The sequence below is a fragment of the Streptomyces sp. NPDC006235 genome (genome assembly GCF_040613735.1).
Taxonomy (GTDB): domain Bacteria; phylum Actinomycetota; class Actinomycetes; order Streptomycetales; family Streptomycetaceae; genus Streptomyces.
Map to the genome: position 1 here is coordinate 95,947 of NZ_JBEXSR010000023.1, position 23,600 is coordinate 119,546.

General features: G+C 71.8%; 21 protein-coding genes. 15 read left to right on the top strand and 6 right to left on the bottom strand.

The features are described from left to right. Nucleotides 1-98 precede the first annotated feature (98 nt). The 10 genes from ABZ192_RS25440 (at nt 99) to ABZ192_RS25485 (ending at nt 13,086) form a co-directional block, all read left to right on the top strand. Complete coding sequence (locus ABZ192_RS25440; protein ID WP_356926755.1) at nt 99-770, top strand: hypothetical protein; 672 nt, start codon at nt 99-101, stop codon at nt 768-770. Nucleotides 771-774: 4 nt separating this feature from the next. Then, on the top strand, nt 775-1,380 hold the full coding sequence (locus ABZ192_RS25445; RefSeq protein WP_356926756.1) for a TetR/AcrR family transcriptional regulator: 606 nt from the start codon (nt 775-777) through the stop codon (nt 1,378-1,380). Nucleotides 1,381-1,472: 92 nt separating this feature from the next. Next, nucleotides 1,473-3,752, top strand: a complete 2,280-nt coding sequence (locus ABZ192_RS25450; RefSeq protein ID WP_356926757.1) for a molybdopterin oxidoreductase family protein — start codon at nt 1,473-1,475, stop codon at nt 3,750-3,752. 135 nt (nt 3,753-3,887) lie between these two features. Further along, nucleotides 3,888-5,315 carry a citrate:proton symporter gene (locus tag ABZ192_RS25455; protein WP_356926758.1) on the top strand — a complete coding sequence of 476 codons (1,428 nt, stop codon included), beginning with the start codon at nt 3,888-3,890 and terminating at the stop codon, nt 5,313-5,315. 22 nt (nt 5,316-5,337) lie between these two features. Continuing rightward, nucleotides 5,338-6,582, top strand: coding sequence for an MFS transporter (locus ABZ192_RS25460; protein WP_356926760.1), 1,245 nt, complete (start codon nt 5,338-5,340; stop codon nt 6,580-6,582). Between the two features lie 391 nt (nt 6,583-6,973). Next, nucleotides 6,974-7,372: a sortase gene (locus ABZ192_RS25465; RefSeq protein WP_356926761.1), complete on the top strand. Its 399-nt coding sequence runs from the start codon at nt 6,974-6,976 to the stop codon at nt 7,370-7,372. 164 nt (nt 7,373-7,536) lie between these two features. Next, nucleotides 7,537-8,892: an ABC transporter ATP-binding protein gene (locus tag ABZ192_RS25470; RefSeq protein ID WP_356926762.1), complete on the top strand. Its 1,356-nt coding sequence runs from the start codon at nt 7,537-7,539 to the stop codon at nt 8,890-8,892. 136 nt (nt 8,893-9,028) lie between these two features. Further along, a complete protein-coding gene (locus ABZ192_RS25475) occupies nt 9,029-10,417 on the top strand; it encodes an aldehyde dehydrogenase family protein (RefSeq protein WP_356926763.1) in 1,389 nt (462 codons plus the stop codon). 19 nt (nt 10,418-10,436) lie between these two features. After that, on the top strand, nt 10,437-11,519 hold the full coding sequence (locus ABZ192_RS25480) for a Zn-dependent alcohol dehydrogenase (protein WP_356926764.1): 1,083 nt from the start codon (nt 10,437-10,439) through the stop codon (nt 11,517-11,519). Nucleotides 11,520-11,715: 196 nt separating this feature from the next. Then, nucleotides 11,716-13,086 carry an MFS transporter gene (locus ABZ192_RS25485; protein WP_356926765.1) on the top strand — a complete coding sequence of 457 codons (1,371 nt, stop codon included), beginning with the start codon at nt 11,716-11,718 and terminating at the stop codon, nt 13,084-13,086. Here the strand turns inward: ABZ192_RS25485 and ABZ192_RS25490 are convergent. The 3 genes from ABZ192_RS25490 to ABZ192_RS25500 form a co-directional block, all read right to left on the bottom strand. Beyond that, complete coding sequence (locus ABZ192_RS25490; RefSeq protein ID WP_356926766.1) at nt 13,075-14,043, bottom strand: EamA family transporter; 969 nt, start codon at nt 14,041-14,043, stop codon at nt 13,075-13,077. The genes ABZ192_RS25485 and ABZ192_RS25490 overlap by 12 nt on opposite strands. Before the next feature lie 100 nt (nt 14,044-14,143). Further along, nucleotides 14,144-14,854: a winged helix-turn-helix domain-containing protein gene (locus tag ABZ192_RS25495; protein ID WP_356926767.1), complete on the bottom strand. Its 711-nt coding sequence runs from the start codon at nt 14,852-14,854 to the stop codon at nt 14,144-14,146. A gap of 74 nt (nt 14,855-14,928) precedes the next feature. Further along, nucleotides 14,929-15,570: a TetR/AcrR family transcriptional regulator gene (locus ABZ192_RS25500; RefSeq protein WP_356926768.1), complete on the bottom strand. Its 642-nt coding sequence runs from the start codon at nt 15,568-15,570 to the stop codon at nt 14,929-14,931. A gap of 88 nt (nt 15,571-15,658) precedes the next feature. Here ABZ192_RS25500 and ABZ192_RS25505 point away from each other — a divergent pair, with 88 nt between their 5' ends. The 3 genes from ABZ192_RS25505 to ABZ192_RS25515 all read left to right on the top strand — a co-directional run bounded on the left by ABZ192_RS25505 (nt 15,659) and on the right by ABZ192_RS25515 (nt 17,856). Further along, nucleotides 15,659-16,810 (top strand): acyl-CoA dehydrogenase family protein, encoded by a 1,152-nt coding sequence (locus ABZ192_RS25505; protein WP_356926769.1) that lies wholly within the window; start codon nt 15,659-15,661, stop codon nt 16,808-16,810. Nucleotides 16,811-16,870: 60 nt separating this feature from the next. Beyond that, nucleotides 16,871-17,143 carry a YiaA/YiaB family inner membrane protein gene (locus tag ABZ192_RS25510; protein ID WP_356926770.1) on the top strand — a complete coding sequence of 91 codons (273 nt, stop codon included), beginning with the start codon at nt 16,871-16,873 and terminating at the stop codon, nt 17,141-17,143. Between the two features lie 83 nt (nt 17,144-17,226). Further along, complete coding sequence (locus ABZ192_RS25515) at nt 17,227-17,856, top strand: TetR/AcrR family transcriptional regulator (RefSeq protein ID WP_356926771.1); 630 nt, start codon at nt 17,227-17,229, stop codon at nt 17,854-17,856. A 10-nt stretch (nt 17,857-17,866) separates the two neighbouring features. On the opposite strand, the gene ABZ192_RS25520 is transcribed toward ABZ192_RS25515, so the two are convergent. After that, nucleotides 17,867-18,328, bottom strand: a complete 462-nt coding sequence (locus tag ABZ192_RS25520) for a MaoC family dehydratase (protein WP_356926772.1) — start codon at nt 18,326-18,328, stop codon at nt 17,867-17,869. A gap of 108 nt (nt 18,329-18,436) precedes the next feature. Here ABZ192_RS25520 and soxR point away from each other — a divergent pair, with 108 nt between their 5' ends. After that, nucleotides 18,437-18,901: a redox-sensitive transcriptional activator SoxR gene (soxR, locus tag ABZ192_RS25525; protein WP_356926773.1), complete on the top strand. Its 465-nt coding sequence runs from the start codon at nt 18,437-18,439 to the stop codon at nt 18,899-18,901. Nucleotides 18,902-19,114: 213 nt separating this feature from the next. On the opposite strand, the gene ABZ192_RS25530 is transcribed toward soxR, so the two are convergent. Beyond that, complete coding sequence (locus tag ABZ192_RS25530) at nt 19,115-19,855, bottom strand: 3-keto-5-aminohexanoate cleavage protein (RefSeq protein WP_356926791.1); 741 nt, start codon at nt 19,853-19,855, stop codon at nt 19,115-19,117. Nucleotides 19,856-19,930: 75 nt separating this feature from the next. Beyond that, nucleotides 19,931-20,533 (bottom strand): hypothetical protein, encoded by a 603-nt coding sequence (locus ABZ192_RS25535; RefSeq protein WP_356926774.1) that lies wholly within the window; start codon nt 20,531-20,533, stop codon nt 19,931-19,933. A gap of 263 nt (nt 20,534-20,796) precedes the next feature. On the opposite strand from ABZ192_RS25535, the gene ABZ192_RS25540 reads away from it, so the two are divergent. Further along, nucleotides 20,797-23,595: a penicillin acylase family protein gene (locus tag ABZ192_RS25540; protein WP_356926775.1), complete on the top strand. Its 2,799-nt coding sequence runs from the start codon at nt 20,797-20,799 to the stop codon at nt 23,593-23,595. Nucleotides 23,596-23,600 lie beyond the last annotated feature (5 nt).

Sequence of the window (23,600 nt, forward strand, 5' to 3'; positions counted from 1 at the left end):
GAGGGACGCGCGGGCCTGTGGGACTCCTCATTGCGGAGGAGGGGAACCCGACTCCAGGACGATCCGCCGGACCGGACGCCTGTTCTACGCTCCCCGGCATGTCGTGGACACCGGGATCTCGCGCCGTGCTCGCGGTCTGTGTCCTCCTGCTGACCGGATCCGCGGGCTGCGGCTCCGGTGAGGCGCGGGAGGACGGGACGCGGCACGTACCGGTGGGCAGCCTTCTGGAGGACCGGGACCAGGAGGGGCGTGCCTACCGCGAGGTGGCGCGGCGGGACGCCCCCGACGTCGGCGTCGAGGTGCAGCCCGGCGCGGCCGGCGGCTGGGACGTCCGTCTGACCGTGCGGAACTTCCGCTTCTCCCCGGCCGGTACGGCAGCCCGGGCGGTGGCCGGGCGCGGCCTCGCATGGCTCTACGTGGACGGCCGCCCGGTCGCCCGGCTCCGGGCGCCCGAGCACCGTCTCGCCGAGCGCCTCGTGCCACGGGGCACGCACCGCGTCACGGCCCGTCTCCACGCCGACGACGGCACGGTGTGGGCGGTGGACGGCACACCCGTGGAGAGCACGGCCGACATCACCGCGTCGGAACCGGGCCCCGGCGCCACGCGGGGTGCGGACGACGGGCGGCGGGCGCGTACGCATGGGTTGGAGGCCGGCCCCGGCGTCACGGCGGGTGCGGACGACGGGCGGCAGGCGCGCACGCATGCGTCGGACGCGCGGTCCCGGATCGGGGGGCGAGGTTCACCGGACCGCGCCGGAAAGGCATCATGAGCCCGTGCCCCACGCGACATCGCTCCGTCGTGCGCCCGTCCAGCGGCGCAGCGCCGAACGCCTGGCCAGAATCCTCGACGCCTGCGCCGGCCTCCTCGACGAGGTCGGCTACGACGACCTGAGCACACGGGCCGTCGCCCAGCGGGCGGCGGTCCCCATCGGCTCGGTCTACCGGTTCTTCGGCAACAAGCGCCAGATGGTCGACGCGCTGGCCCAGCGCAACCTCGAGCGCTACGCGGAGCGGGTCACCGAGCGCCTGCGGACGGCGGGCGACGGGGGCTGGCGCGAGGCCATGGACGTCGTCCTCGACGAGTACCTGCAGATGAAGCGCACCGCGCCCGGCTTCTCCCTCGTCGACTTCGGCAACCAGATCCCGGTCGGCGCCCGCACCGAGCCCAACCACCGCGTCGCCGACCGCCTCACCGAGCTCCTCTCCGGCTATCTCGGCCGAGAGCCCGACGAGGAGCTGCGCCGGGTCTTCCTCATCGCCGTCGAGACCGCCGACACCCTCGTGCACCTGGCCTTCCGGGTCGCGCCGGAAGGGGACCCGAAGATCATCGAGGAGATGCGGGAGATGCTGCGGGCCTATCTGGCCCGGGTGCTCGACTGACCTCACACCGGTCAGGGCCTCCCCTCCATGCATACCGGTCGGTATGCTCGGCGTGTCCGTGCGTCACCGTAGCCGCCGCCCCTGGAGGACCCGTGTCCCGCACCGCCCTGCGTATCTGTCCCCTGTGCGAGGCCACCTGCGGCCTGACCCTCACCATCGACGGGACGCGCGTCACCCACGCCCGCGGTGACCGGGACGACGTCTTCAGCAAGGGGTTCATCTGCCCCAAGGGCGCCTCCTTCGGCGCCGTCGACGCCGACCCGGACCGGCTGCGCACCCCGCTCGTGCGCAGGGACGGCGAGCTGCGCGAGGCCACCTGGGAGGAGGCCTTCGACGCGGTCGCCGCCGGCATCCGGCCCGTCGTCGAGCGGTACGGCCCGAACTCCGTCGGCGTCGTCCTCGGCAACCCCAACGTGCACACCATGGCCGGTGCCCTCTACCCGGCGGTGCTGCTCGCCGGGCTCGGCACGCGCAGCGTCTTCACCGCGTCCACGGTCGACCAGATGCCCAAGCACGTCTCCAGCGGACTGCTCTTCGGCGACGCGAACGCCATCCCCGTGCCCGACCTGGACCACACCGACCACCTGCTCCTGATCGGCGCCAACCCGCTGGAGTCCAACGGCAGTCTGTGCACGGCCCCCGACTTCCCGGGCAAGCTGAAGGCCCTCAAGGCCCGGGGCGGCACGCTCGTCGTGATCGACCCGCGCCGTACCCGCACCGCGAAGCTCGCCGACCGGCACATCGCCGTGCGGCCCGGTACCGACGCGCTCCTGCTGGCGGCGATGGCCCAGGTGCTCTTCGACGAGGGTCTCACCGAACCGATCCCGCACGTCCAGGGCGTCGAGGAAGTGGCCGACGCCCTGCGGGAGTTCACCCCCGAAGCCGTCGCCGCCGCCTGCGATGTCGAGGCCGACGTCATCCGCACCCTCGCCCGCGAGCTGGCCGCCGCCCCCACCGCCGCCGTATACGGCCGCATCGGCAGCTGCACCGTCCCGCACGGAACCCTGGCCAGCTGGCTCGTCGACGTCCTCAACATCCTCACCGGCAACCTCGACCGGCCCGGCGGCGCGCTCTTCCCGCAGGCCGCCACCGACAAGACCCCGCGCCCCGCCGGGCCCGGCCGCGGCTTCGCCCTCGGGCGCTGGCACTCCCGCGTGAGCCGGCACCCGGAGGCCAAAGGTGAACTGCCCCTCTCCGCCCTCGCGGAGGAGATCGACACCGCCACCGAGGAGGGCGAGCCGGTGCGCGCGCTCCTGGCCGTCGCCGCCAACCCCGTGCTCTCCGCGCCCGACGGCGACCGGCTCGACACGGCACTCGCCGCGCTCGACTTCATGGTCAGCGTCGACCCGTACCTCAACGAGACCTCCCGCCACGCCGACGTCGTCCTGCCCCCGCCGCCGCCCTCCCAGAGCCCGCACCACGACTTCGCCTTCAACACCCTCGCCGTCCGCAACCAGGTCCGCTACACCCGCCCCGCGATCCCGCTGGAGCCCGGCCGCATGGCCGAGACGGAGATCCTGGCCCGGCTGATCCTCGCCGTCACGGGCATGCACGGGGCCGACCCCGCCGCCGTCGACCGGATGGTCATCGACCAGACCCTCGGCAAGGCCGTCAAGGAACCGCACTCGCCCGTCCACGGCCGCGACCCCCGCGAACTCGCCGCCCAGCTCACCGGCGACACCGGCCCCGAGCGACGGCTGGACATGATGCTGCGCCTCGGCCCCTACGGCGACGGCTTCGGCGTACGACAGGACGGACTGACCCTTCAGAAGCTGCTCGCGCACCCGCACGGCATCGACCTCGGTCCGCTGCGGCCCCGCCTGCCCCAGCCGCTCAAGACCAGGAGCGGCAAGGTGGAGCTCCTGCCGCAGCCGATCGCGGACGACCTGCCCCGACTCAAGCGCGCCCTGGCCGAGCGCCCCGACGGACTCGTCCTGGTCGGCCGCCGCCACCTCCGCTCGAACAACAGCTGGATGCACAACGTGCCCGCCCTCACCGGCGGCTCCAACCGCTGCACCCTGCACATCCACCCCGAGGACGCCGAACGGCTGGGCGTGCGCGACGGGGCACCCGTGCGCGTGAAGGGCGCCGGGGGAGAGGTGACCGCACCGGCCGAGATCACCGACGACGTGCGCCGGGGTGTGGTGAGCCTGCCGCACGGCTGGGGCCACGACCGCCCCGGCACCCGCCTCAGCCACGCCGCGACCGACCCCGGCGTCAACGTCAACCAGCTCCTCGACGGCCGCCTGCTCGACCCGCTGTCCGGCAACGCGGTCCTCAACGGAGTGCCCGTCGAAGTCGCCCCCGAGACGGCCCCCGAGACGGCCCCTGGATGCGCATCCGTGACCGAAAAGCTCACCGCTCTGACCTGAGCAAAGCTGTGACCAGCAGTTTTGCGCTTATTGCTCGCACGTCAACGTCTTGTTAACGCTGCTTGAACGCACCTAACGTCTCGGACACCGCCGGCCCTGGTGGGATGTTCAAGGGCGAACGTTAGGTATCCACTCATGCTGACCATCCTCGGCTTCGCCATGATCGCGACCTTCCTGGTCCTGATCATGATGAAGAAGATGTCGCCGATCGCGGCGCTCGTGCTGATTCCCGCGCTGTTCTGCGTGTTCGTCGGCAAGGGCGCCAAGCTCGGCGACTACGTCCTCGACGGCGTGACCGACCTCGCCCCCACCGCGGCGATGCTCATGTTCGCGATCGTCTACTTCGGTGTGATGATCGATGTCGGTCTCTTCGACCCGGTCGTCCGCGGCATCCTCAAGTTCTGCAAAGCCGACCCGATGCGGATCGTCGTCGGCACCGCCGTGCTCGCCGCGATCGTGTCGCTGGACGGCGACGGCTCCACCACCTTCATGATCACCGTCTCGGCGATGTACCCGCTGTACAAGCGCCTGAAGATGAGCCTGGTCGTGATGACCGGTGTCGCCGCCATGGCCAACGGTGTGATGAACACCCTCCCCTGGGGCGGCCCGACCGCCCGCGCCGCGACCGCGCTCAAGCTCGACGCCAGCGACATCTTCGTCCCGATGATCCCGGCGCTCCTCGTGGGCCTGCTGTTCGTCTTCGTCCTCTCCTACGTCCTCGGTGTGCGTGAGCGCCGGCGGCTGGGCGTGCTGACGCTGGACGAGGCGCTGGTGGAGGAGAAGGTCGAGGAGAAGGAGACCGAGACGGTCCTCGTGGGCGCCGGCGGCTCTGGCGGCTCCGGCGACGGCAAGGTCTCCATGCGCAAGGGCGTCACCGGCGGCGCCGGCTCCGGCACGGACGCCGACGAGCAGGACGACGACTTCCAGGGCCTCGACCCCCACCGCGCCACGCTGCGCCCCAAGCTGTACTGGTTCAACGCGCTGCTGACGGTCGGTCTGCTCACCGCCATGATCATGGAGGTGCTGCCGATCCCGGTGCTGTTCCTGCTCGGTGCCGCGCTCGTGCTCACCGTCAACTTCCCGCACATCCCGGACCAGAAGGCCCGCATCGCCGCCCACGCCGAGAACGTCCTGAACGTCTCCGGCATGGTCTTCGCCGCCGCCGTCTTCACCGGCGTCCTCCAGGGCACCGGCATGGTCGACCACATGGCCAAGTGGATGGTGGACGTCATCCCCGGCAGCATGGGCCCGCACATGGCCCTGGTCACCGGCATCCTCAGCCTTCCGCTGACGTACTTCATGTCGAACGACGGCTTCTACTTCGGTGTCCTGCCCGTCCTCGCCGAGGCCGGCGCCGCGCACGGTGTCTCCCCGCTGGAGATGGCCCGCGCCTCCCTCGTCGGCCAGCCGCTGCACATGTCCAGCCCGCTGGTCCCGGCCGTGTACGTCCTGGTCGGCATGGCCAAGGTGGAGTTCGGCGACCACACGAAGTTCGTCGTGAAGTGGGCCGCCCTCACCTGTCTGGTCATCCTCGGGGCGGGCATGCTCTTCGGGATCATCTGACCACCGCATGGAGGACGTCATCGTGAGGTCCGGTGGGAACCGCGGCTGGCTGCTCCGCCTCGTCATCGCCTTCAGCTTCGCGCAGGGGGCGGTGTCGATGGCCCGGCCCGCCGTCTCCTACCGGGCCCTCGCGCTGGGCGCGGACGAGCGCGCGGTCGGTGTGATCGCGGGGGTGTACGCGCTGCTGCCGCTGTTCGCCGCCGTGCCCCTGGGCCGCCGCACCGACCACGGCCGCTGCGCGCCCCTGCTGCCCGTCGGCGTCGTCCTCATATCCGGCGGCTGCGCGCTCAGCGGCGTCGCCGACTCCCTGTGGGCGATGGCCCTGTGGAGCGGCGTGATGGGCCTCGGTCACCTCTGCTTCGTCATCGGCTCCCAGTCCCTCGTCGCCCGCCAGTCCGCGCCGTACGAACAGGACCGCAACTTCGGTCACTTCACCATCGGCGCCGCGCTCGGCCAGCTGGTCGGCCCCATCGCCGCGGGCGCGGTGATCAGCGGCGACGACATGACGGGCACCAGCGCGCTCGCCCTGATCGCGGCGGGTGCGGTCGGGGCGGTCGCGTTCACCTCGCTGTGGCGCATCGAGCACCGCCGCACGGCGGCCACGTCCCGCGCGGAGAAGGGCGACCGTGTCCCGGTCGGGCGCATCCTGCGTACCCGGGGTGTGCCGGCCGGCATCCTCATCAGCCTCGCCGTGCTGTCCGCGACCGACATCCTCACCGCGTACCTTCCGGTAGTCGGCGAGCACCGGGGCATCGCGCCGTCCGTGATCGGCGTCCTGCTCAGCCTGCGCGCGGCGGCCACCATCGCGTGCCGCCTGGTGCTGACGCCCCTGCTGCGGCTGCTCGGCCGCACCCTGCTGCTCACGGTGACCTGTCTGCTGGCGGCCCTGCTGTGCGCGGGCATCGCCCTGCCTATGCCGGTGTGGGCGCTCGGGCTGCTGCTGGTGCTGCTCGGCTTCTGCCTCGGGGTGGGGCAGCCGCTGTCCATGACGACGGTGGTCCAGGCCGCCCCCGACGAGGCCCGTTCCACGGCCCTGGCGTTGCGCCTGACCGGCAACCGGCTCGGCCAGGTCGCCGCGCCCGCCGCGGCCGGGCTGATCGCCGGGGTGGCGGGGGTGGCGGCGCCGTTCGTGATGCTCGGGTTGCTGTTGCTGCTGTCCTCGGGGGTTGCGGTGCGGTCGCGTGGGGAGCCGGATGCGGCGGTGGGGGAGAGGGCCGGGGAGGCCCGCCGGTCGAGGGTGCGGCTCCGCTGGAAGAGCGATATCTGACGCGTCGTAGGGCGCAGTTTGCGTCTGTTTCGGCGTCCTGTGACAGAGAGTCAGGTGACGAGGTGTTTGTATGACAATCATCTGACTTGGAGGCATGTTCATGCCCGCGTACCCCCGCGCGCCGTGCCGGTACCCGCACCGCCGTGCTCGCCGCCCTCACCCTCGCAGGGACCGCCCTGAGCGGTGTGCCCGCTGCCGCCGCTCCTGTCCCGGGGGGCAACGGAGACGTCAAGATCCACGCCAACACGACGACCGCGGACAATCAGCGCAACGACTCCAAGGTCTGCGACTTCTACCTCGCGGCGTTCAACTTCGACCCGGGCGAGAAGGCCAACTGGACCATCCAGACCCAGCCCGAGGTGCCGGGCGGGGCTACGCGCAGCGGCCAGTCATGGACCTGGGCCTCGACCGCGAACACCGGCTCACCGCACCCCCGGAGGACGACCCCAAGCTGGTCGGCCGGCACGAGGGCGGCGCCTCGCCGGGCGAACGGGGCACCGCCGTGTCCGTCGGGCCTCTCGACACGGACAGCGGCCCCGCCGTCTTCGCGGGACTGCCCGAGCTCAACCGCGGCCGCATCGTCAAGGCCCGCCGCGCCGACGGGCGGATCGCCGTCTACACCGTGGACAAGGCCACGTCGTACGAGAAGGCGCACTTCCCGAGCCAGGAGGTCTGCGGCGCCCGGGGCCGCCGCGAGCTGCGCCTGATCACCTGCGGCGGCAGCTACGACCGCAGGAAGGGCTACTCCGGGAACGTCGTGGTCTTCGCCCACCTCACCGGCGTCCACTGACCCGTCCGCCTTCTCACCAGCTGGACCGAAAGCCCGGATTCCGACAGGTGTCTTCCCCAGGCCGCGTACATTCCGTTAACTTCCGTGACCCACAGCCCCGTACGACCCGCACGGGGCTTCCGACCGCGGAGCACCAGCGCCCTGATGGACCCTCGGGGGCACCCATGACACGCGCCATCTCCCTGCACGACGTGAGCAAGACCTACACGCGAGGCGCCCGCGTGGTGGACCGGCTGTCGCTGGACATCACGCCGGGCGAGTTCCTCGTGCTGCTCGGCCCGTCCGGCTGCGGCAAGTCGACCGTGCTCCGGATGATCGCCGGCCTGGAGGAGATCGACGAGGGCGAGCTGCTGCTCGACGGCGAGTACGCCAACGGCCTGCCGCCGTCCGGGCGGGACATGGCGATGGTCTTCCAGAACTTCGCCCTCTACCCGAACATGACCAGCCGCGCCAACATCGGCTTCCCCCTGCGGATCGAGGCCCCGGGCACGGACCCCGGCCCGCGCGTGGACGCCACCGCCCGGATGCTGGGCATCGAGGACCTCCTCGACCGCCTGCCCGGCCAGCTCTCCGGCGGTGAACGCCAGCGGGTCGCCATGGGCCGGGCCATCGCCCGCCACCCCTCCGCCTTCCTGATGGACGAGCCGCTGTCCAACCTCGACGCCAAGCTCCGCACCCATCTGCGCGCCGAGATCTCCCAGCTGACCAAGGAGCTGGGCGTCACCACGCTCTACGTCACCCACGACCAGGCCGAGGCCATGTCGCTCGGCGACCGGGTCGCGGTCCTGCGCGGCGGTGTGCTCCAGCAGGTCGACAGCCCGCGGGCCGTCTACGCGCTGCCCAGCAACGTCTTCGTCGCCGCCTTCATCGGCACCCCGCGCATCAACCTGCTGCGCGGCCTGGTGCGCGCCCCGCTGGACGGCGCGATGACCATCAGCCTGGGCAAGCAGTTCCTGCGTCTGCCCGAGCCGCTCTCCCTGGACCACCAGCTGCTGCGCGTCGAGCAGGGCCGCGAGGTCATCGTGGGCCTGCGCTCGGAGGCCGTCCGGATCGCCAAGCACTCCGCGGCCCGCCCCGGCGAGGTGCCGCTCACCGGTCTGGTCGAGCACGTGGAGTTCCAAGGGCATGAGATCCTCGTCCACTTCAACACCGGCTCCAGCCCCGCCGTCGTCCCCGAACTGGAGGCCCCGCGCCCCCGCCCCGGCCGCCCCGCCCGGCGCCGCCGCCGGGAGGCCTCGGTTTTCACCCGCCTGCGGGAGCGGACCGGAGCCGGGCGGACCGGAGCCGGACGGGCCGGACCCGTCGTGACCCTGGACGACCCCAGGGACGCCGAAGTCCGTGCGCCGTCCGCCGAGCCCCGCCTGCCCGGCGACCTCATCGTCCGCACCACCCCCGACCTCGCCCTCCGCCACGGCATGCAGGTGCCGCTCCTGGTCGACCTCGCCCACCTCTTCGTCTTCGACCAGCACGGCGACCGCATCTGCCCGCATCCGGCGCGTCTGCCCGACCTGGGGGAGTGAGGAGCCGCACACCCGCGCGGGGCCCCGCCCATGCTGTGATGACCCGGCACCCGGCACCCCGTGACGTCTGGCGCCGGAAAACTATCGTCGCTAGTTTATGTACCGGACGACGACGCCCCGCCCCGGAGGAAGCACGATGAAGGCATACGACGGCATGTACATCCAGGGCGCCTGGCGCCCCGCCGCCGGCCAGGACGTGATCGAGGTCGTGAACCCGGTCGACGAGCAGGTCATCGGCACGGTCCCGGCCGGCACCGCCGAGGACGTCGACGTCGCCGTGCGGGCCGCCCGCGCCGCCCTCCCGGGCTGGGCCGCGACCCCGCCCGCCGAGCGCGCGGCGCGCCTGGCGGCCCTGCGGGACGTGCTCACCGCCCGTGCGGACGAGATCGCCGAGACCGTCACCGCCGAACTCGGCTCGCCCCTGAAGTTCTCCCAGGCCGTCCACGCGGCCGTGCCGATCGCGGTCGCGGGCTCCTACGCCGAGCTCGCGGCGACGTACGCCTTCGAGGAGAAGACCGGCAACTCGGTCGTGCACCACGAGCCGGTCGGTGTCGTGGCCGCGATCACGCCCTGGAACTACCCGCTGCACCAGATCGTCGCCAAGGTCGCCCCGGCCCTCGCGGCCGGCTGCACGATCGTCGTGAAGCCCGCCGAGGACACCCCGCTGGTCGCCCGTCTGTTCGCGGACGCGGTGCACGAGGCCGGCCTCCCCGCGGGCGTCTTCAACCTGGTCACCGGCCTGGGCCCGGTCGCAGGGCAAGCCCTCGCCGAGCACCCCGGTGTCGACCTGGTCTCCTTCACCGGCTCCACCGCCGTCGGCCGGCACATCGCCGCGATCGCGGCCGGGCAGGTCAAGAAGGTCGCCCTCGAACTCGGCGGCAAGTCCGCCAACGTCATCCTCCCGACCGCTGACCTCGCCAAGGCGGTCAACGTCGGTGTCGCCAACGTCATGTCCAACTCCGGGCAGACGTGCAGCGCGTGGACGCGGATGCTGGTCCACCGCGACCAGTACGACGAGGCGGTCGAACTCGCCGCGACGGCCGCCGCCAAGTACGGCGAGCGCATCGGCCCGGTCGTCAACGCCAAGCAGCAGGCCCGGGTGCGCGGCTACATCGAGAAGGGCGTCGCGGAGGGCGCCCGCCTGGTCGCCGGCGGACCCGAAGCCCCGCGTGAGACGGGCTACTTCGTCAGCCCGACCGTCTTCGCCGACGTCACCGAGGACATGACCATCGCGCAGGAGGAGATCTTCGGCCCGGTCCTGTCGATCCTCCGCTACGAGGACGAGGAGGACGCCCTGCGGATCGCCAACGGCACGGTCTACGGCCTGTCCGGCGCCGTCTGGGCCGGTGACGAGGCCGAGGCGGTGGCCTTCGCGCGCCGGATGGAGACCGGCCAGGTCGACATCAACGGCGGCCGCTTCAACCCCCTCGCGCCCTTCGGCGGTTACAAGCAGTCCGGCGTGGGCCGCGAACTCGGTGTGCACGGCCTGGCCGAGTACCTCCAGACCAAGTCCCTCCAGTTCTAGCCCCAGGGGAGTCCCTTCCATGGCTGTCCGCGCCGCCGTCCTGCCCGCCGTCGGCTCCCCGCTGGAGATCACCGGCATCGACCTGCCCGACCCCGGACCCGGCCAGGTCCGCGTCCGGCTCGCCGCCGCCGGGGTCTGCCACTCCGACCTGTCCCTGTCCAACGGCACCATGCGCGTGCCCGTCCCCGCCGTCCTCGGCCACGAGGGCGCCGGCGCGGTCGTCGCCGTCGGCGAGGGCGTCGGTCACGTCGCGCCCGGCGAGGGGGTCGTCCTCAACTGGGCCCCGTCCTGCGGCAAATGCCACGCCTGCTCGCTCGGCGAGGTCTGGCTGTGCGCCGACGCCCTGAGCGGCGCCGCCGACGTCTACGCCCGCACCACCGAGGGCACCGACCTCCACCCCGGCCTGAACGTCGCCGCGTTCGCCGAGGAGACGGTCGTCTCCGCGTCCTGCGTGCTGCCCGCCCCGGACGGCGTCCCGCTCACCGACGCGGCCCTCCTCGGCTGCGCCGTCCTCACCGGCTACGGTGCCGTCCACCACTCGGCCCGCGTCCGGCAGGGCGAGACGGTCGCGGTGTTCGGTGTCGGGGGAGTGGGACTCGCCGCCCTGCAGGCGGCCCGGATCGCGGGCGCCTCGAAGATCATCGCCGTGGACGTCTCCCCGGCGAAGGAAGAACTGGCCCGGACCGCCGGAGCCACCGACTACCTCGTCGCCTCCGACACCACGGCCAGGGAGATCCGCGGCCTCACCGGCAGGCAGGGCGTCGACGTGGCCGTCGAGTGCGCCGGCCGCGCGGTCACCATCCGCACGGCCTGGGACTCCACCCGGCGCGGCGGCCGCACGACGGTCGTCGGCATCGGCGGCAAGGACCAGCAGGTCACCTTCAACGCCCTGGAGATCTTCCACTGGGGCCGTACCCTCTCCGGCTGCGTCTACGGCAACTCCGACCCCGCGCGGGACCTCCCGGTCCTCGCCGACCACGTCCGGGCGGGCCGTCTGGACCTGACCGCCCTGGTGACCGAACGCATCTCCCTGGACGGCATCCCGGCGGCCTTCGAGAACATGCTGGCGGGCAAGGGCGGCCGCGCGCTGGTCGTCTTCTAGTCCGGCCCCACCCGCACCCCGGCCTCCGCGCGAGGCCGGGGCCCGAGGCGTGCCCGCCCGCACACTGAGTGCCCCGTACAGGCAAAAGTCCTGGTGCACGACCCGTTGACGTCCATACCGTCCGGTCAGTACGTTCCCCGGACCATCGAGTCACCCCCCCCCGTTCCGTCCCCGCACCCACCGGAGCGTGCACCGCATGGACACGGCCCCTTCCGCTCAGCCGCACACGTCCACCGAGCCCGCCGCGGGCAACCGCCGCCGCGTCGCCACCGCGGCGGCCCTCGCCTCGGCCGTCGAGTGGTACGACTACTTCGTCTTCGGCATCGCCGCCGCCCTCGTCCTCGGCGACCTCTACTTCCCCGCCGGCAGCCCCACCGCCGGCGTGCTGGCCTCCTTCGCCACGTTCGCCGTCGGCTTCCTCGCCCGCCCTCTCGGCGGCATCGTCGCCGGCCACCTCGGCGACAAACGCGGCCGCAAGCCGATGCTGGTTCTCGCGCTCACGCTGATGGGCGTGGCCACCACCGGCATCGGCCTGCTGCCGACGTACGACAGGATCGGCGTCGCCGCCCCGGTCCTGCTCGTCCTGCTCCGCGTCGCCCAGGGCGTCGCAGTCGGCGCCCAGTGGGGCGGCGCGATGCTCCTGGCCACCGAGTACGCCCCGGAGGGCAAGCGCGGCGTCTACGGCAGCGTCGTCCAGCTCGGCGTCCCCATCGGCGTGGTGACCGCCAACACCGTCTTCCTGGCCGCCGGCGCGCTCACCACCGACTCGGCGTTCGCGGCCTGGGGCTGGCGCGTGCCGTTCCTGGTCGGCCTGCTCGTCCTCGCCCTCGCCTGGTACATCCACACCCGCGTCGAGGAGACCCCGGCGTTCCGGGAGGCCGAACGCGCCCTCGCCGAGCAGGAGAAGACCGAGCAGAGCTCGCCGCTGCGCACGATCCTGCGCGGCCACCTCGGCACGGTCCTTCTCGCCGGCGGCTCCTTCGCCGTGAACACCGCGACCTTCTACATCCTCATCACCGGCGTCCTCGACTACACGACCCGGGAACTGGACATGAAGAAGGGCCCGGTGCTCATGGTCTCGCTCTGCGTCAGCCTCACCCAGCTCGTGCTGATCCCGGCCGCCGCCGCGCTCTCCGACCGCGTCGGCCGCATCCGGATCTACGCCTTCGGGGCGGTCGGCATCGCGCTGTGGGCCGTGCCGCTCTTCCTGCTGATCGACACCGGCTCGCTGCTGTGGCTCGCGGTCGGCACGTTCGTCGCCAGCTGCTTCCTGAGCATCATGTACGGCCCCCAGGCCGCCCTGTTCGCGGAGCTGTTCACACCCGAGATGCGCTACACCGGCGCCTCCCTCGGCTACCAGATCGCGGCCGTCGCCGGCGGCGGTCTCGCCCCCTTCGTCATGGTGCTGCTGCTGGAGGCGACGGGCACCTCGATGGCGGTGTCCGGCTACATCATCGCGCTCTCGGTGATCGCCCTGGTGTCGATCAAGGTTCTCGCGGACCGGGCGCGTCCGGCGGAACCGGAAGCCGCGCCCGAGGCCAGGGCGGAAGCCGAGTCAGCGGGCTGAGCCCCCAGTGCGTTCGGGCCGGGGCTCCGGAGCCGCTCCCGGATCCCCGGCCCGAGCCGCCGCCCGCGACCGCGACCGGGACACCGCCACGCCCGCCAGGCACAGCGCACCGCCGGCCAGGGTGAGCAGCCCCGGCACCTCGCCGAGGAACAGCCAGGACATCAGGACGACCAGCGCGGGCGCCGCGTACGTCGTCGCGCCCATCTTGCTCGCGGTCGTCCGGGACAGCGCGTACGCCCACGTCGTGAAGGCCAGGGCGGTCGGGAAGACGCCCAGGTACACCATGTTGAGCGTCGCGGAGGCCGGCGCCTCGGCGGCCTCCTGGACGAGCTGCCCGGCGAACGGCAGACAGACCACCGCGCCGATCAGGCAGCCGAACGTCGTCACCTGCAGCGGACTGGCCGTACCCAGCGCCGGCTTCTGCGCGACGACACCGGCGGCGTACGTGACCGCCGCCAGCAGGCACAGCACCACCCCGAGCACCGAGGAACCGCCCTCGCCGGACATCGACAGACCCACGGTCACCGCACCGGCGAACGACACCGCCATCCCCGCCAGCAGCCGCGGGGGCATCGGATCACCGAGCAGCCGGGCACCCAGCAGCGCGATGAGGATCGGCCCGGTGTTCACGACCAGCGCGGCCGTACCCGCGTCGACCTGCTGCTCACCCCAGTTGAGGACGACCATGTAGACGCCGAACCACAGCAGGCCCGATATGGCGATACCGCGCCAGGCCGAGCGCGGCGGCCACCCCTCCCGCCGCAGCAGACAGATCACCCCCAGCGTCAGCGACCCGGCCAGCAGCCGCCCGAGCGCCAGCGCGCCCGGCGAGTACGCCTCCCCGGCGCTGCGGATCGAGACGAAGGCGGAGGCCCACAGCACGACGGTCACCGCGGCCGCGCCGGCGGCCAGCAGCTCGGCCCGGCGGGCGGGGCGGGGAGGGGTGTGGTTCATCATGATCCCGAGGCTAGGAGGAGTAGGGGGACGGACGCTCGCGAATTTCGGACAGGGCTTCGGCGGCCCATCGGATGGTGGGCTGGTTCGGTGGGACTCGGGGTCAGTGCAGCGCCGCGGCCTCCACGCCCAGCAGCTCGGACAGGGCCCGCTCACCGGCCGCCGTCACCTTCACCGCCCGCTCGGAGCCGATGCGCACGCACCATCCCGTCTCCAGGGCGTGCCGGCACAGGGCAGCGCCCGCGACGCCCGCGAGATGGGGCCGGCGTTCGGTCCAGTCGAGACAGGCACGGGCCAAGGGGCGCCGGCCACGCCGCTCGAGGCCGATACCGGCCGACTCGAACCACGCCAGTCCGGCGTCGGTGAGCGCGAACCCGGTCTCCTGCAGCAGCAGCCCGCGCGCCGTCAGCGCGTCCGTGACCGCGATGCCGAGCCGCCCGGCGAGATGGTCGTAGCAGGTGCGGCCCCGGGCCATCGCCGAACCGGCGCTGGACTCCCGCAGGTTCCGCGGCCGTACGGGCCTGTCCGGCGCGACCTGTGCCGCCAGGTCCTCCACCAGCTGCGCGACCCGCGCGTCGGTCAGCCGGACGTACCGGTGCCGGCCCTGCCGCTCCTCGGCGAGCAGCCCGCCGGCGACGAGCCTGCCGAGGTGCTCGCTCAGCGTCGACGCGGCGACACCCGCGTGCCGCGCCAGCTCGCCCGCGGTCCAGGCCCGCCCGTCGAGCAGCGCCAGCAGACACGCGGCCCGGGTCTCGTCCGCGAACAGCGCGGCGAGCCGGGCCAGAGCCGTGGCCTGCGGGTCCCTCGTCGTCATGTCCCCAGCATGGAACACGGACCCTTCGGCCGTCGCCGAAATGTCACCGCCGAAATGTCACCGCCGAAGTGTCGCTACGCGGTCCGCCGCACCTGCTCGTACTGCCGGGCCAGCCCGTCCAGCAGGGCCGTCAGCCCGGTTTCGAAGGCCCGCTCGTCGATCTTCTCCTGGTGCTCGGCGAGGCGGTGGGCCTGCTGGAGATGCGGGTAGTCGGCGGGGTCGTAGGCGCTCGCGTCGTCCACGAAGCCCCCGGCGAAGGAGCCGAGCGCGGAGCCCATCACGAAGTAGCGCATCAGCGCGCCGATGGACGTGGCCTGTGCCGGTGGCCAGCCCGCCTCGACCATCGCGCCGTAGACGGCGTCCGCGAGCCGCAGCCCGGCCGGGCGGCGGCCGGGGCCGCGGGCCAGTACCGGGACGATGTTCGGGTGGTCGCGCAGCGCGGCGCGGTAGGAGACGGCCCAGTCGTGCAGCGCGGTCCGCCAGTCCCGGCCGTCCTGGAACATCGTCAGGTCCACCTGGCCGCTCACCGAGTCGGCGACCGCCTCCAGGATCTCGTCCTTGGTGCGGAAGTGGTTGTAGAGCGAGGGCCCGCTGACCCCGAGTTCGGCGGCGAGCCGGCGGGTGGAGACGGCCGCGAGGCCCTCCGCGTCCACGAGCGCGCGGGCCGTCTCGACGATCCGGTCGGTGCTGAGCAAGGGCTTGCGCGGTCGGGCCATGGCGCACATAGTAGGGCTGCCGATGGAAACTAGCAGTGCTAATTTAAATGTACGGCTTTCAAAGGGCTTTCGAGTGGAGTGGCTTGTTGTGAACCTGGAGCTCAGCGAGGAGCAGACCGCCGTCCGGCAGCTCGCCCGGGACTTCGTCGAGCGCGAGATCGCCCCGAACGCCATCGCCTGGGACCGCGCCGAGGAAGTCGACCGCGCGATCGTCAAGAAACTCGGCGAGGTCGGGTTCCTGGGCCTGACGATCGACGAGGAGTACGGCGGCTGCGGCGGCGACCACCTCGCGTACTGCCTGGTCACGGAGGAACTCGGCCGGGGTGACTCGTCCGTGCGCGGGATCGTCTCCGTCTCGCTGGGGCTCGTCGCGAAGACCGTCGCCGCCTGGGGGAGCGAGGAGCAGAAGCGGCAGTGGCTGCCGGGGCTCACGTCCGGTGAGTCGGTCGGCTGCTTCGGGCTGACCGAGCCGGGCACGGGCTCGGACGCGGGCAACCTCGTGACGCGGGCGGTGCGGGACGGCGACGACTACGTCATCAACGGCACCAAGATGTTCATCACCAACGGCACCTGGGCCGACGTCGTCCTGCTCTTCGCCCGCTCCACCGACGCCCCCGGCCACAAGGGCGTCTCCGCCTTCCTGGTCCCCACCGGCACGCCCGGCCTGACCCGCCGCACGATCCACGGGAAGCTGGGGCTGCGCGGCCAGGCCACGGCCGAGCTCGTGCTGGAGGACGTGCGGGTGCCCGCCTCGGCGCTGCTGGGGGAGGAGGGCAAGGGCTTCTCGGTCGCCATGTCCGCCCTCGCCAAGGGGCGGATGTCGGTCGCCGCGGGCTGTGTCGGCATAGCCCAGGCCGCGCTGGACGCGGCCGTGCGGTACGCGGGCGAGCGCGAGCAGTTCGGGAAGACGATCGCCCGTCACCAGCTGGTCCAGGAACTGATCAGCGACATCGCCCTGGACGTCGACGCCGCGCGGCTGCTGACCTGGCGGGTCGCCGACCTGATCGACCGCGGCCGGCCGTTCGCCGTCGAGTCGTCCAAGGCCAAACTGTTCGCCTCGGAGGCGGCCGTCCGCGCCGCCAACAACGCGCTCCAGGTGTTCGGCGGTTACGGCTACATCGACGAGTACCCGGCGGGCAAGCTGCTGCGGGACGCCCGTGTGATGACCCTCTACGAGGGCACGAGCCAGATCCAGAAGCTGGTCATCGGGCGTGCGCTGACGGGTGTTTCGGCGTTCTGAGTACACCCCTGAGTACTTCAGCGGATGTGGCATGGACCACGTCCGCCGGAAGCTTCCTCCATGAGTGACACACCGGGCAGCAAGCAGAACACGGCCGCCTTCTACGGCCAGGCCGTCGCCTCTTTCGCCGTCGCCATGGCGGCCACCGCGATCGGCATCTACCAGCTGAGCGCCGACGCCTGGGTGCGGGGCTTCCTCGCCATCGCCGTCCTGTACCTGGTCACCTCCTCCTTCACCCTCGCCAAGGTGATCCGGGACCGGCAGGAAGGGCCGGCCGGGGCGGCGGGGATGGCGGGGGCGGCGCCCACGTACAGCCCCTACGAGAAGCACTGAGCGGGCGCACCGGGCGGCCTCGCTAAGCGCTCGCTCACCTTCGGCGGTATGGTGTTGTCCCTGTCGGTGGAGAGGGGCGAGTGATGAGTACGGCGGAGGAGACGGCCGGCGGCGAGGCGCAGGCGTGGGGCGAGGTCACGCCCGACGCGGCGCGACGGCTGCTGATCGCCGCGGTGGAGGCCTTCGCCGAGCGCGGGTACCACGCCACGACGACCCGGGACATCGCGGGTCGCGCCGGGATGAGCCCGGCCGCGCTCTACATCCACTACAAGACCAAGGAAGAGCTGCTGCACCGCATCAGCAGGATCGGGCACGAGAAGGCCCTGGAGATCCTGCGGACGGCGTCACGGCGGGAGGGCACCGCCCGCGAGCGCCTGGCCGGGGCGGTCAGTTCCTTCGTCCGCTGGCACGCCGGCGGACGCACCACCGCGCGGGTCGTCCAGTACGAGCTGGACTCGCTCGGTCCGGACGCCCGCGACGAGATCCTCGCGCTGCGGCGGCAGTGCGACGCCGAGGTGCGGGGGATCATCGAGGACGGCGTGGCGGCCGGTGAGTTCGACGTGCTGGACGTGCGGGGCACGACGCTGGCTGTTCTCTCGCTCTGCATCGACGTGGCCCGGTGGTTCAACGTCGACGGACCCTGGACGCCGGACGAGGTCGGCGCGCTGTACGCCGACCTCGTGCTGCGGATGGTGGGGGACGGGCCGAAGTGACCCGCCGGGGTCAGAAGTAGTAGCGGGAGACGGACTCGGCGACGCAGACGGGCTTGTCGCCGCCCTCGCGTTCCACGGTGAAGGCGACGGTCACCTGGGCGCCGCCGGGGACGTCGTCGACGGCGCTGATGGTCGCGGTGGCGCGGAGCCGGGAGCCGACGGGGACGGGCGAGGGGAAACGGACCTTGTTCGTCCCGTAGTTGACGCCCATCTTCACGCCCTCGACCGAGATCAGCTGCGGTCCGAAGAGGGGGAGCAGCGACAGGGTGAGATAGCCGTGGGCGATGGTGGTGCCGAAGGGGCCCGCGGCGGCCTTCTCCGGGTCGACGTGGATCCACTGGTGATCGCCGGTGGCCTCCGCGAAGAGATCGATCCGCTTCTGGTCGATGTCGAGCCAGTCGGTGTACCCCAGTTGCTCGCCCACCGCCGACTTCAGGTCGTCGACGGACGTGAAGATCCTCGGCTGTGCCATGTCCCGGCCTCTCGCGTCAGGAAGTCTGCGTGCGCTTGAATCTCTAAGCGACTGCTTAGCATGGTCGGCTGCGGGGGCCGTGTCAACGGACTGGGTAGGGTTCGAGGGGTGCCCCAGATTTCAGAGAAGATCCACGAGCTCACGGTCGGCCAGCTGGCGGCGCGCAGCGGGGCCGCCGTTTCCGCCCTGCACTTCTACGAGTCCAAGGGCCTGATCAGCAGTCGCCGGACCACCGGCAACCAGCGCCGCTACGCGCGGGACACGCTGCGCAGGGTCGCCTTCATCCGGGCCGCCCAGCGGGTCGGCATCCCGCTGGCGACCATCCGCGAGGCGCTGGCGGAGCTTCCCGAGGAGCGGACGCCGACCCGGGAGGACTGGGCGCGTCTGTCGGAGGCCTGGCGCTCGGAACTGGACGAACGCATCAAGCAGCTGAACCGTCTCCGCGACCACCTCACCGACTGCATCGGCTGCGGCTGCCTCTCCCTCGACACGTGCGTCCTGTCCAACCCGGGCGACGCCTTCGGCGAACGCCGAGCGGGCTCGCGCCTGCTGGTGGACAGGGGGCGGGTGTAGCGCCTGCGCGGTGGTGGTGGGTCGGGGCCGCGTCGGGGGGTGTCCGCTCAGCTGCGGGCAGTCGTGCCTCCCCCAGTGCCTTAAGGGCCTGGGAGGTGCTCCCAGGCGGCACGGGTGGGCGCAGCGGCACCTCGTCGCGCCGAGCTGCGCAACGCCCGGCCTCAGCAGCCGTCGGCGGCACCCCGCTCCGCCGAGCTGTGCAACGCCCTGGCCTCAGCGACCACTCCCGGCACCCCGCCGACCCGCCTCGTACTCCACCAACCCCGCCGCGACCAACTCCGCGTTGGACCCGGCCCACCTCCCATCCGGCAGGGTCAGCACATCCTCCACCCCGACCCGCGTCGCCAACCCCAGCTCGCCCGCAAGCCGCAGCACGGGCCACGCACCCCCGTCCTCCCCGTGCAGCAGCACAGGACGCCCATGGGCGGCACCGAGGTCGGACAACAACCTCCGCGCGCAAGCCACCGCACTGGAAGGGTCCGTGTCCGTCACCTCGGCCAAGACCCGCAGTACCTTCGGCCCCAGCGGCGAGTGGGAGAACCGCTCCGCACCGTCCGTCCCGGACCAGATCCCCGCCTCCACACCCACCCCGCGCTCCAGGAGCAGGCCGGCAACCTCCTCCGCGCCGGGCTCATGCCAGTTGACCGAGGCATGGTCGGGCAGGACGGTCCAGCTCCGTATCCGCTCCAGCCGGGCCGCAGGATCCGGCTCGGCCCACACCCCCGTGGTCACCCCGACCGGCACCCGCACGCGCGAGCGCATCGCCGACAGCGTCTCCGCGAGCACCTTGGGAGACAACGTGTCCCGCCCGCACGGCGTCTTGGGATGGACATGGATGTCCGTGGCCCCGGCCGCGACGGCGTCGGCGGCGGAGTCGGCCATGGACCCGGGCGTCAGCGGCACCGCCGTACCGTCGGCGGCGGTGCGCGGACCGTTCAGACACACCTGCACCATGTCGACGATGGTGTCAGCCCCCACTGACAGTGGGGGTGCGGCATCCCCGGCGCACCCCCCGCGCACCCGCATTCGTCAAGCCGACACCAACAGCCTCGCCCGCCTGGCGTCCGCCAGGGCTTCGGGCGTGAGCACCGGACGCGGTACGAGAATGCCGCAGTCCGTGCAGACCGGACCCGCCGAGGGCTCGTGGTCCAGGTCGTACTTCCAGGCGAGTTGCTCCCCGCCGCACACCGGGCACGTCGAGCCCGGTTCGCGCTCCAGCGCGGCGATCAGCCGGCGCAGCACCTCGGCCAGCGGTTCACGGGGATGGACCGCCGGATCGTCGCACCACGCCACGCCGAAACCGCCCCAGGTCAGCCGGTGCCAGTCGTCCACACTGCCCGGCCGGCGCAGTCCGTCGTGCTTCTCCTTCTTGCGGCGCTCGGCGAACTCGACCTCGTAGGCCAGCCAGACCGCCCGCGCCTCCTCCAGTTCGTCCAGTGCGGCCACGAGCCGCGCTGGATCGGGGGACCGGTCCTCGGGACCGAACCCGGCCCGGGAACACAGATGGTCCCACGTCGCCCTGTGCCCGTAAGGGGCGAACCTCTCAAGGCACTTGCGCAGCGAATAACGCCGCAGTGCCAGATCGCACCGCGGATCGCGGACCTGTCTCGCCAGACTCCGGAAACCGGCCATCGTCCTGCACCTCCGTCACACCTGCACCTGATTCGGTCACTTCGGCGTCGTCGTAAGGACGTCGCCGAATAGACGTATCGACAAGCGAATCGGCTCCATCCGATTTCAAATGGCCTCCATAAGCGGTCCGACGAGGCCCCGAGTCGACTGCCGTGGTCCGTGTGCCTGTTGTGCTGACTCCAAAAAGTGACGCCTGTTCATCTTCAATCCCGGAGATACCGGCGGTAACATCCCGCCCACCCCCGTCGGGAGGAGCCCCCTACATGCCACGGCGTAACCCACGCACCGTTCTCGACAGAATGAGAACTCCCCGCGGAACCCCCGGGTTCCTGAAGACCGCATCGGTATGCGCGCTGATCGCGGGTCTTTTGTCGCCGCTGTCACAGGCGGCCGCCTCGGAGACGGGGACCGCGCAGGGCACGGCGGTGGCGAACGACCACTGCGGCAACCAGTGTTCGGACATCCTCCCGCCCGGCCAGAACGGCAACGCCACTCTGGCCCAGGTCCTCCTGAACCAGGCCTTCGGCACCCAGCCCGAGCACGCCGACGACCAGCTCGGGCCCTATGCCAACCTCGCCAAGGGATACACCGGACTCACCAACGACAAGATCAACACCTTCTTCAACGACGCGTCGTTCGGGGTCCCGGCGGATCAGGTCGCCTCCACCGTCAAACCCGCCGGACGCGGTGACGTGACGATCGTCCGGGACAAGAAGACCGGTGTGCCGCACATCACCGGCACCACCCGGTACGGCACGGAGTTCGGGGCCGGCTACGCCGCCGCCCAGGACCGGCTGTGGCTGATGGACGTCTTCCGGCACGTCGGACGGGGACAGGTGACCTCCTTCGCGGGCGGCGCGCCCTCCAACCAGGGCCTGGAACAGCAGTTCTGGCGGCACGCGCCCTACACCGAGGCCGATCTCCAGGCGCAGATCGACAACGCCGTCGCCACCAACGGCGAGCGCGGCAAGCAGGCCCTCGCCGACGCCGAGGCCTACCTCGACGGCATCAACGCCTACATCGACGCCTCCGACAGCGGCCGGTACTTCCCCGGTGAGTACGTCCTCACCGGGCACAAGGACTCAGTCACCAACGCCGGGAAGATCGAGCACTTCAAGATCACCGATATGGTCGCGCTGGGCTCCGTCATCGGCGCGCTGTTCGGTTCCGGCGGAGGCGGCGAGGTCAACAACGCGCTCTCCCTGCTCGCCGCCCAGGAGAAGTACGGCGTGGCGGAAGGCACCAAGGTCTGGGAGTCCTTCCGCGAGCGCAACGACCCGGAGGCCGTCCTCACCGTCCACGACGGCAGCTTCCCGTACGCGACCAAGCCGGACGACCCGCAGGGCACGGCAATGCCGGACGCCGGTTCGGTGAAGCCCGAGCCGCTCGTCCACGACCGCACCGGCAGCGCCGCCACGGCCAGTGCCACCGGCGCGTCCGGCGAGGCGGCCAAATCGGCCCTGTCGTCCGCCAAGCGCGGCATGTCCAACGCCCTCGTGGTCAGCGGTGAGCACACCGCCAGCGGCCACCCGGTCGCCGTGTTCGGCCCGCAGACGGGCTACTTCGCGCCCCAGCTGCTGCTCCTCCAGGAGCTCCAGGGCCCGGGCATCAGCGCCCGCGGCGCCTCCTTCGCGGGCCTGAGCATGTACGTCGAACTCGGCCGCGGCCAGGACTACTCGTGGAGCGCCACCACCTCCGGCCAGGACATCATCGACACGTACGCCGTCGAACTCTGCAAGGACGACCACCACTACCTGTACCGCGGCACCTGCACGCCGATGGAGAAGATCGAGCAGAAGAACGCCTGGAAGCCGACGGTCGCCGACGGCACCGCGGCCGGCTCGTACACCATGCGCGTGTGGCGCACGAAGTACGGACCCGTCGAGTACCGCGCCACCGTCGGCGGCAAGAAGGTCGCCTACACCACCCTGCGCTCGTCCTTCATGCACGAGGCCGACTCCATCATCGGCTTCCAGATGCTGAACGACCCGGACTACGTGAAGGGCCCGGAGTCGTTCCAGAAGGCGGTGCAGCACATCAACTACACCTTCAACTGGTTCTACGCCGACTCCGAGCACACCGCGTACTACAACAGCGGCGACAACCCGGTGCGCGCGAACGGCGTCGACGCCGAGTTCCCGGTGTGGGCCCGGCCGGCGTACGAGTGGCGCGGCTGGGACCCGGCGACCAACACGGCCGACTACACCCCGGCCTCCGCCCACCCTCACTCCATCGACCAGGACTACTACATCTCCTGGAACAACAAGCAGGCCAAGGACTACACCACCGCCCCCTGGGGCAACGGCTCCGTGCACCGCGGCAACCTCCTCGAGGACCGCGTGAAGAAGCTGGTCCAGCAGGGCGGGGTGACCCGGGCCTCGCTGGTGAAGGCCATGGCCGACGCGGCCACGGCCGACCTGCGGGCGGAGGACGTCCTGCCCAGACTGCTGAAGGTCGTGAACAGCTCACCGGTCACCGACCCCACCGCCGCGGCCGCCGTCGGCAAGCTCCAGGCGTGGGTCGCCGCGGGCGGCAAGCGCACGGAGACCGCGGCCGGTTCCAAGAAGTACGCCGACGCCGACGCGATCCGCATCCTGGACGCCTGGTGGCCGCTGCTGGTCAAGGCCGAGTTCGAACCGGGCCTCGGCAGCGAGCTCTACAGAGCCATGACGGCCAATCTGCCCGTCGACGAGTCCCCGTCGGCCGCGCACGGCCCGACCGGGTCGCACGCCGGAAGCTCCTTCCAGTACGGCTGGTGGAGCTACGTCGACAAGGACATCCGGTCCGTGCTCGGCGAGCAGGTGCGCGGACCGCTGGCCCGCGAGTACTGCGGCGGCGGAGACCTCGGCGCCTGCCGTGACACGCTCGTCAGCACCCTGAAGGAGGCGGCCGGCAAGACCGCGGCCCAGGTCTACCCCGGCGACGACCAGTGCTCGGCGGGCGACCAGTGGTGCGCCGACTCGGTCATCCACCGCACCCTCGGCGGCATCAAGCACGGCAAGATCAGCTGGCAGAACCGGCCGACCTACCAGCAGGTCGTGGAGTTCACCTCACACCGGTGAGGCAC

What these genes read in the sequence shown, in the direction of transcription:
- ABZ192_RS25520 (WP_356926772.1), bottom strand. Translation starts at nt 18,328, where the DNA reads ATGGCACAGCCGAGGATCTTCACGTCCGTCGACGACCTGAAGTCGGCG.
- ABZ192_RS25485 (WP_356926765.1), top strand. Translation starts at nt 11,716, where the DNA reads ATGGACACGGCCCCTTCCGCTCAGCCGCACACGTCCACCGAGCCCGCC.
- ABZ192_RS25470 (WP_356926762.1), top strand. Translation starts at nt 7,537, where the DNA reads ATGACACGCGCCATCTCCCTGCACGACGTGAGCAAGACCTACACGCGA.
- ABZ192_RS25490 (WP_356926766.1), bottom strand. Translation starts at nt 14,043, where the DNA reads ATGATGAACCACACCCCTCCCCGCCCCGCCCGCCGGGCCGAGCTGCTG.
- ABZ192_RS25495 (WP_356926767.1), bottom strand. Translation starts at nt 14,854, where the DNA reads ATGACGACGAGGGACCCGCAGGCCACGGCTCTGGCCCGGCTCGCCGCG.
- ABZ192_RS25480 (WP_356926764.1), top strand. Translation starts at nt 10,437, where the DNA reads ATGGCTGTCCGCGCCGCCGTCCTGCCCGCCGTCGGCTCCCCGCTGGAG.
- ABZ192_RS25515 (WP_356926771.1), top strand. Translation starts at nt 17,227, where the DNA reads ATGAGTACGGCGGAGGAGACGGCCGGCGGCGAGGCGCAGGCGTGGGGC.
- ABZ192_RS25465 (WP_356926761.1), top strand. Translation starts at nt 6,974, where the DNA reads ATGGACCTGGGCCTCGACCGCGAACACCGGCTCACCGCACCCCCGGAG.
- ABZ192_RS25510 (WP_356926770.1), top strand. Translation starts at nt 16,871, where the DNA reads ATGAGTGACACACCGGGCAGCAAGCAGAACACGGCCGCCTTCTACGGC.
- ABZ192_RS25455 (WP_356926758.1), top strand. Translation starts at nt 3,888, where the DNA reads ATGCTGACCATCCTCGGCTTCGCCATGATCGCGACCTTCCTGGTCCTG.
- ABZ192_RS25475 (WP_356926763.1), top strand. Translation starts at nt 9,029, where the DNA reads ATGAAGGCATACGACGGCATGTACATCCAGGGCGCCTGGCGCCCCGCC.
- ABZ192_RS25440 (WP_356926755.1), top strand. Translation starts at nt 99, where the DNA reads ATGTCGTGGACACCGGGATCTCGCGCCGTGCTCGCGGTCTGTGTCCTC.
- ABZ192_RS25535 (WP_356926774.1), bottom strand. Translation starts at nt 20,533, where the DNA reads ATGGCCGGTTTCCGGAGTCTGGCGAGACAGGTCCGCGATCCGCGGTGC.
- ABZ192_RS25540 (WP_356926775.1), top strand. Translation starts at nt 20,797, where the DNA reads ATGCCACGGCGTAACCCACGCACCGTTCTCGACAGAATGAGAACTCCC.
- ABZ192_RS25500 (WP_356926768.1), bottom strand. Translation starts at nt 15,570, where the DNA reads ATGGCCCGACCGCGCAAGCCCTTGCTCAGCACCGACCGGATCGTCGAG.
- ABZ192_RS25530 (WP_356926791.1), bottom strand. Translation starts at nt 19,855, where the DNA reads ATGGTGCAGGTGTGTCTGAACGGTCCGCGCACCGCCGCCGACGGTACG.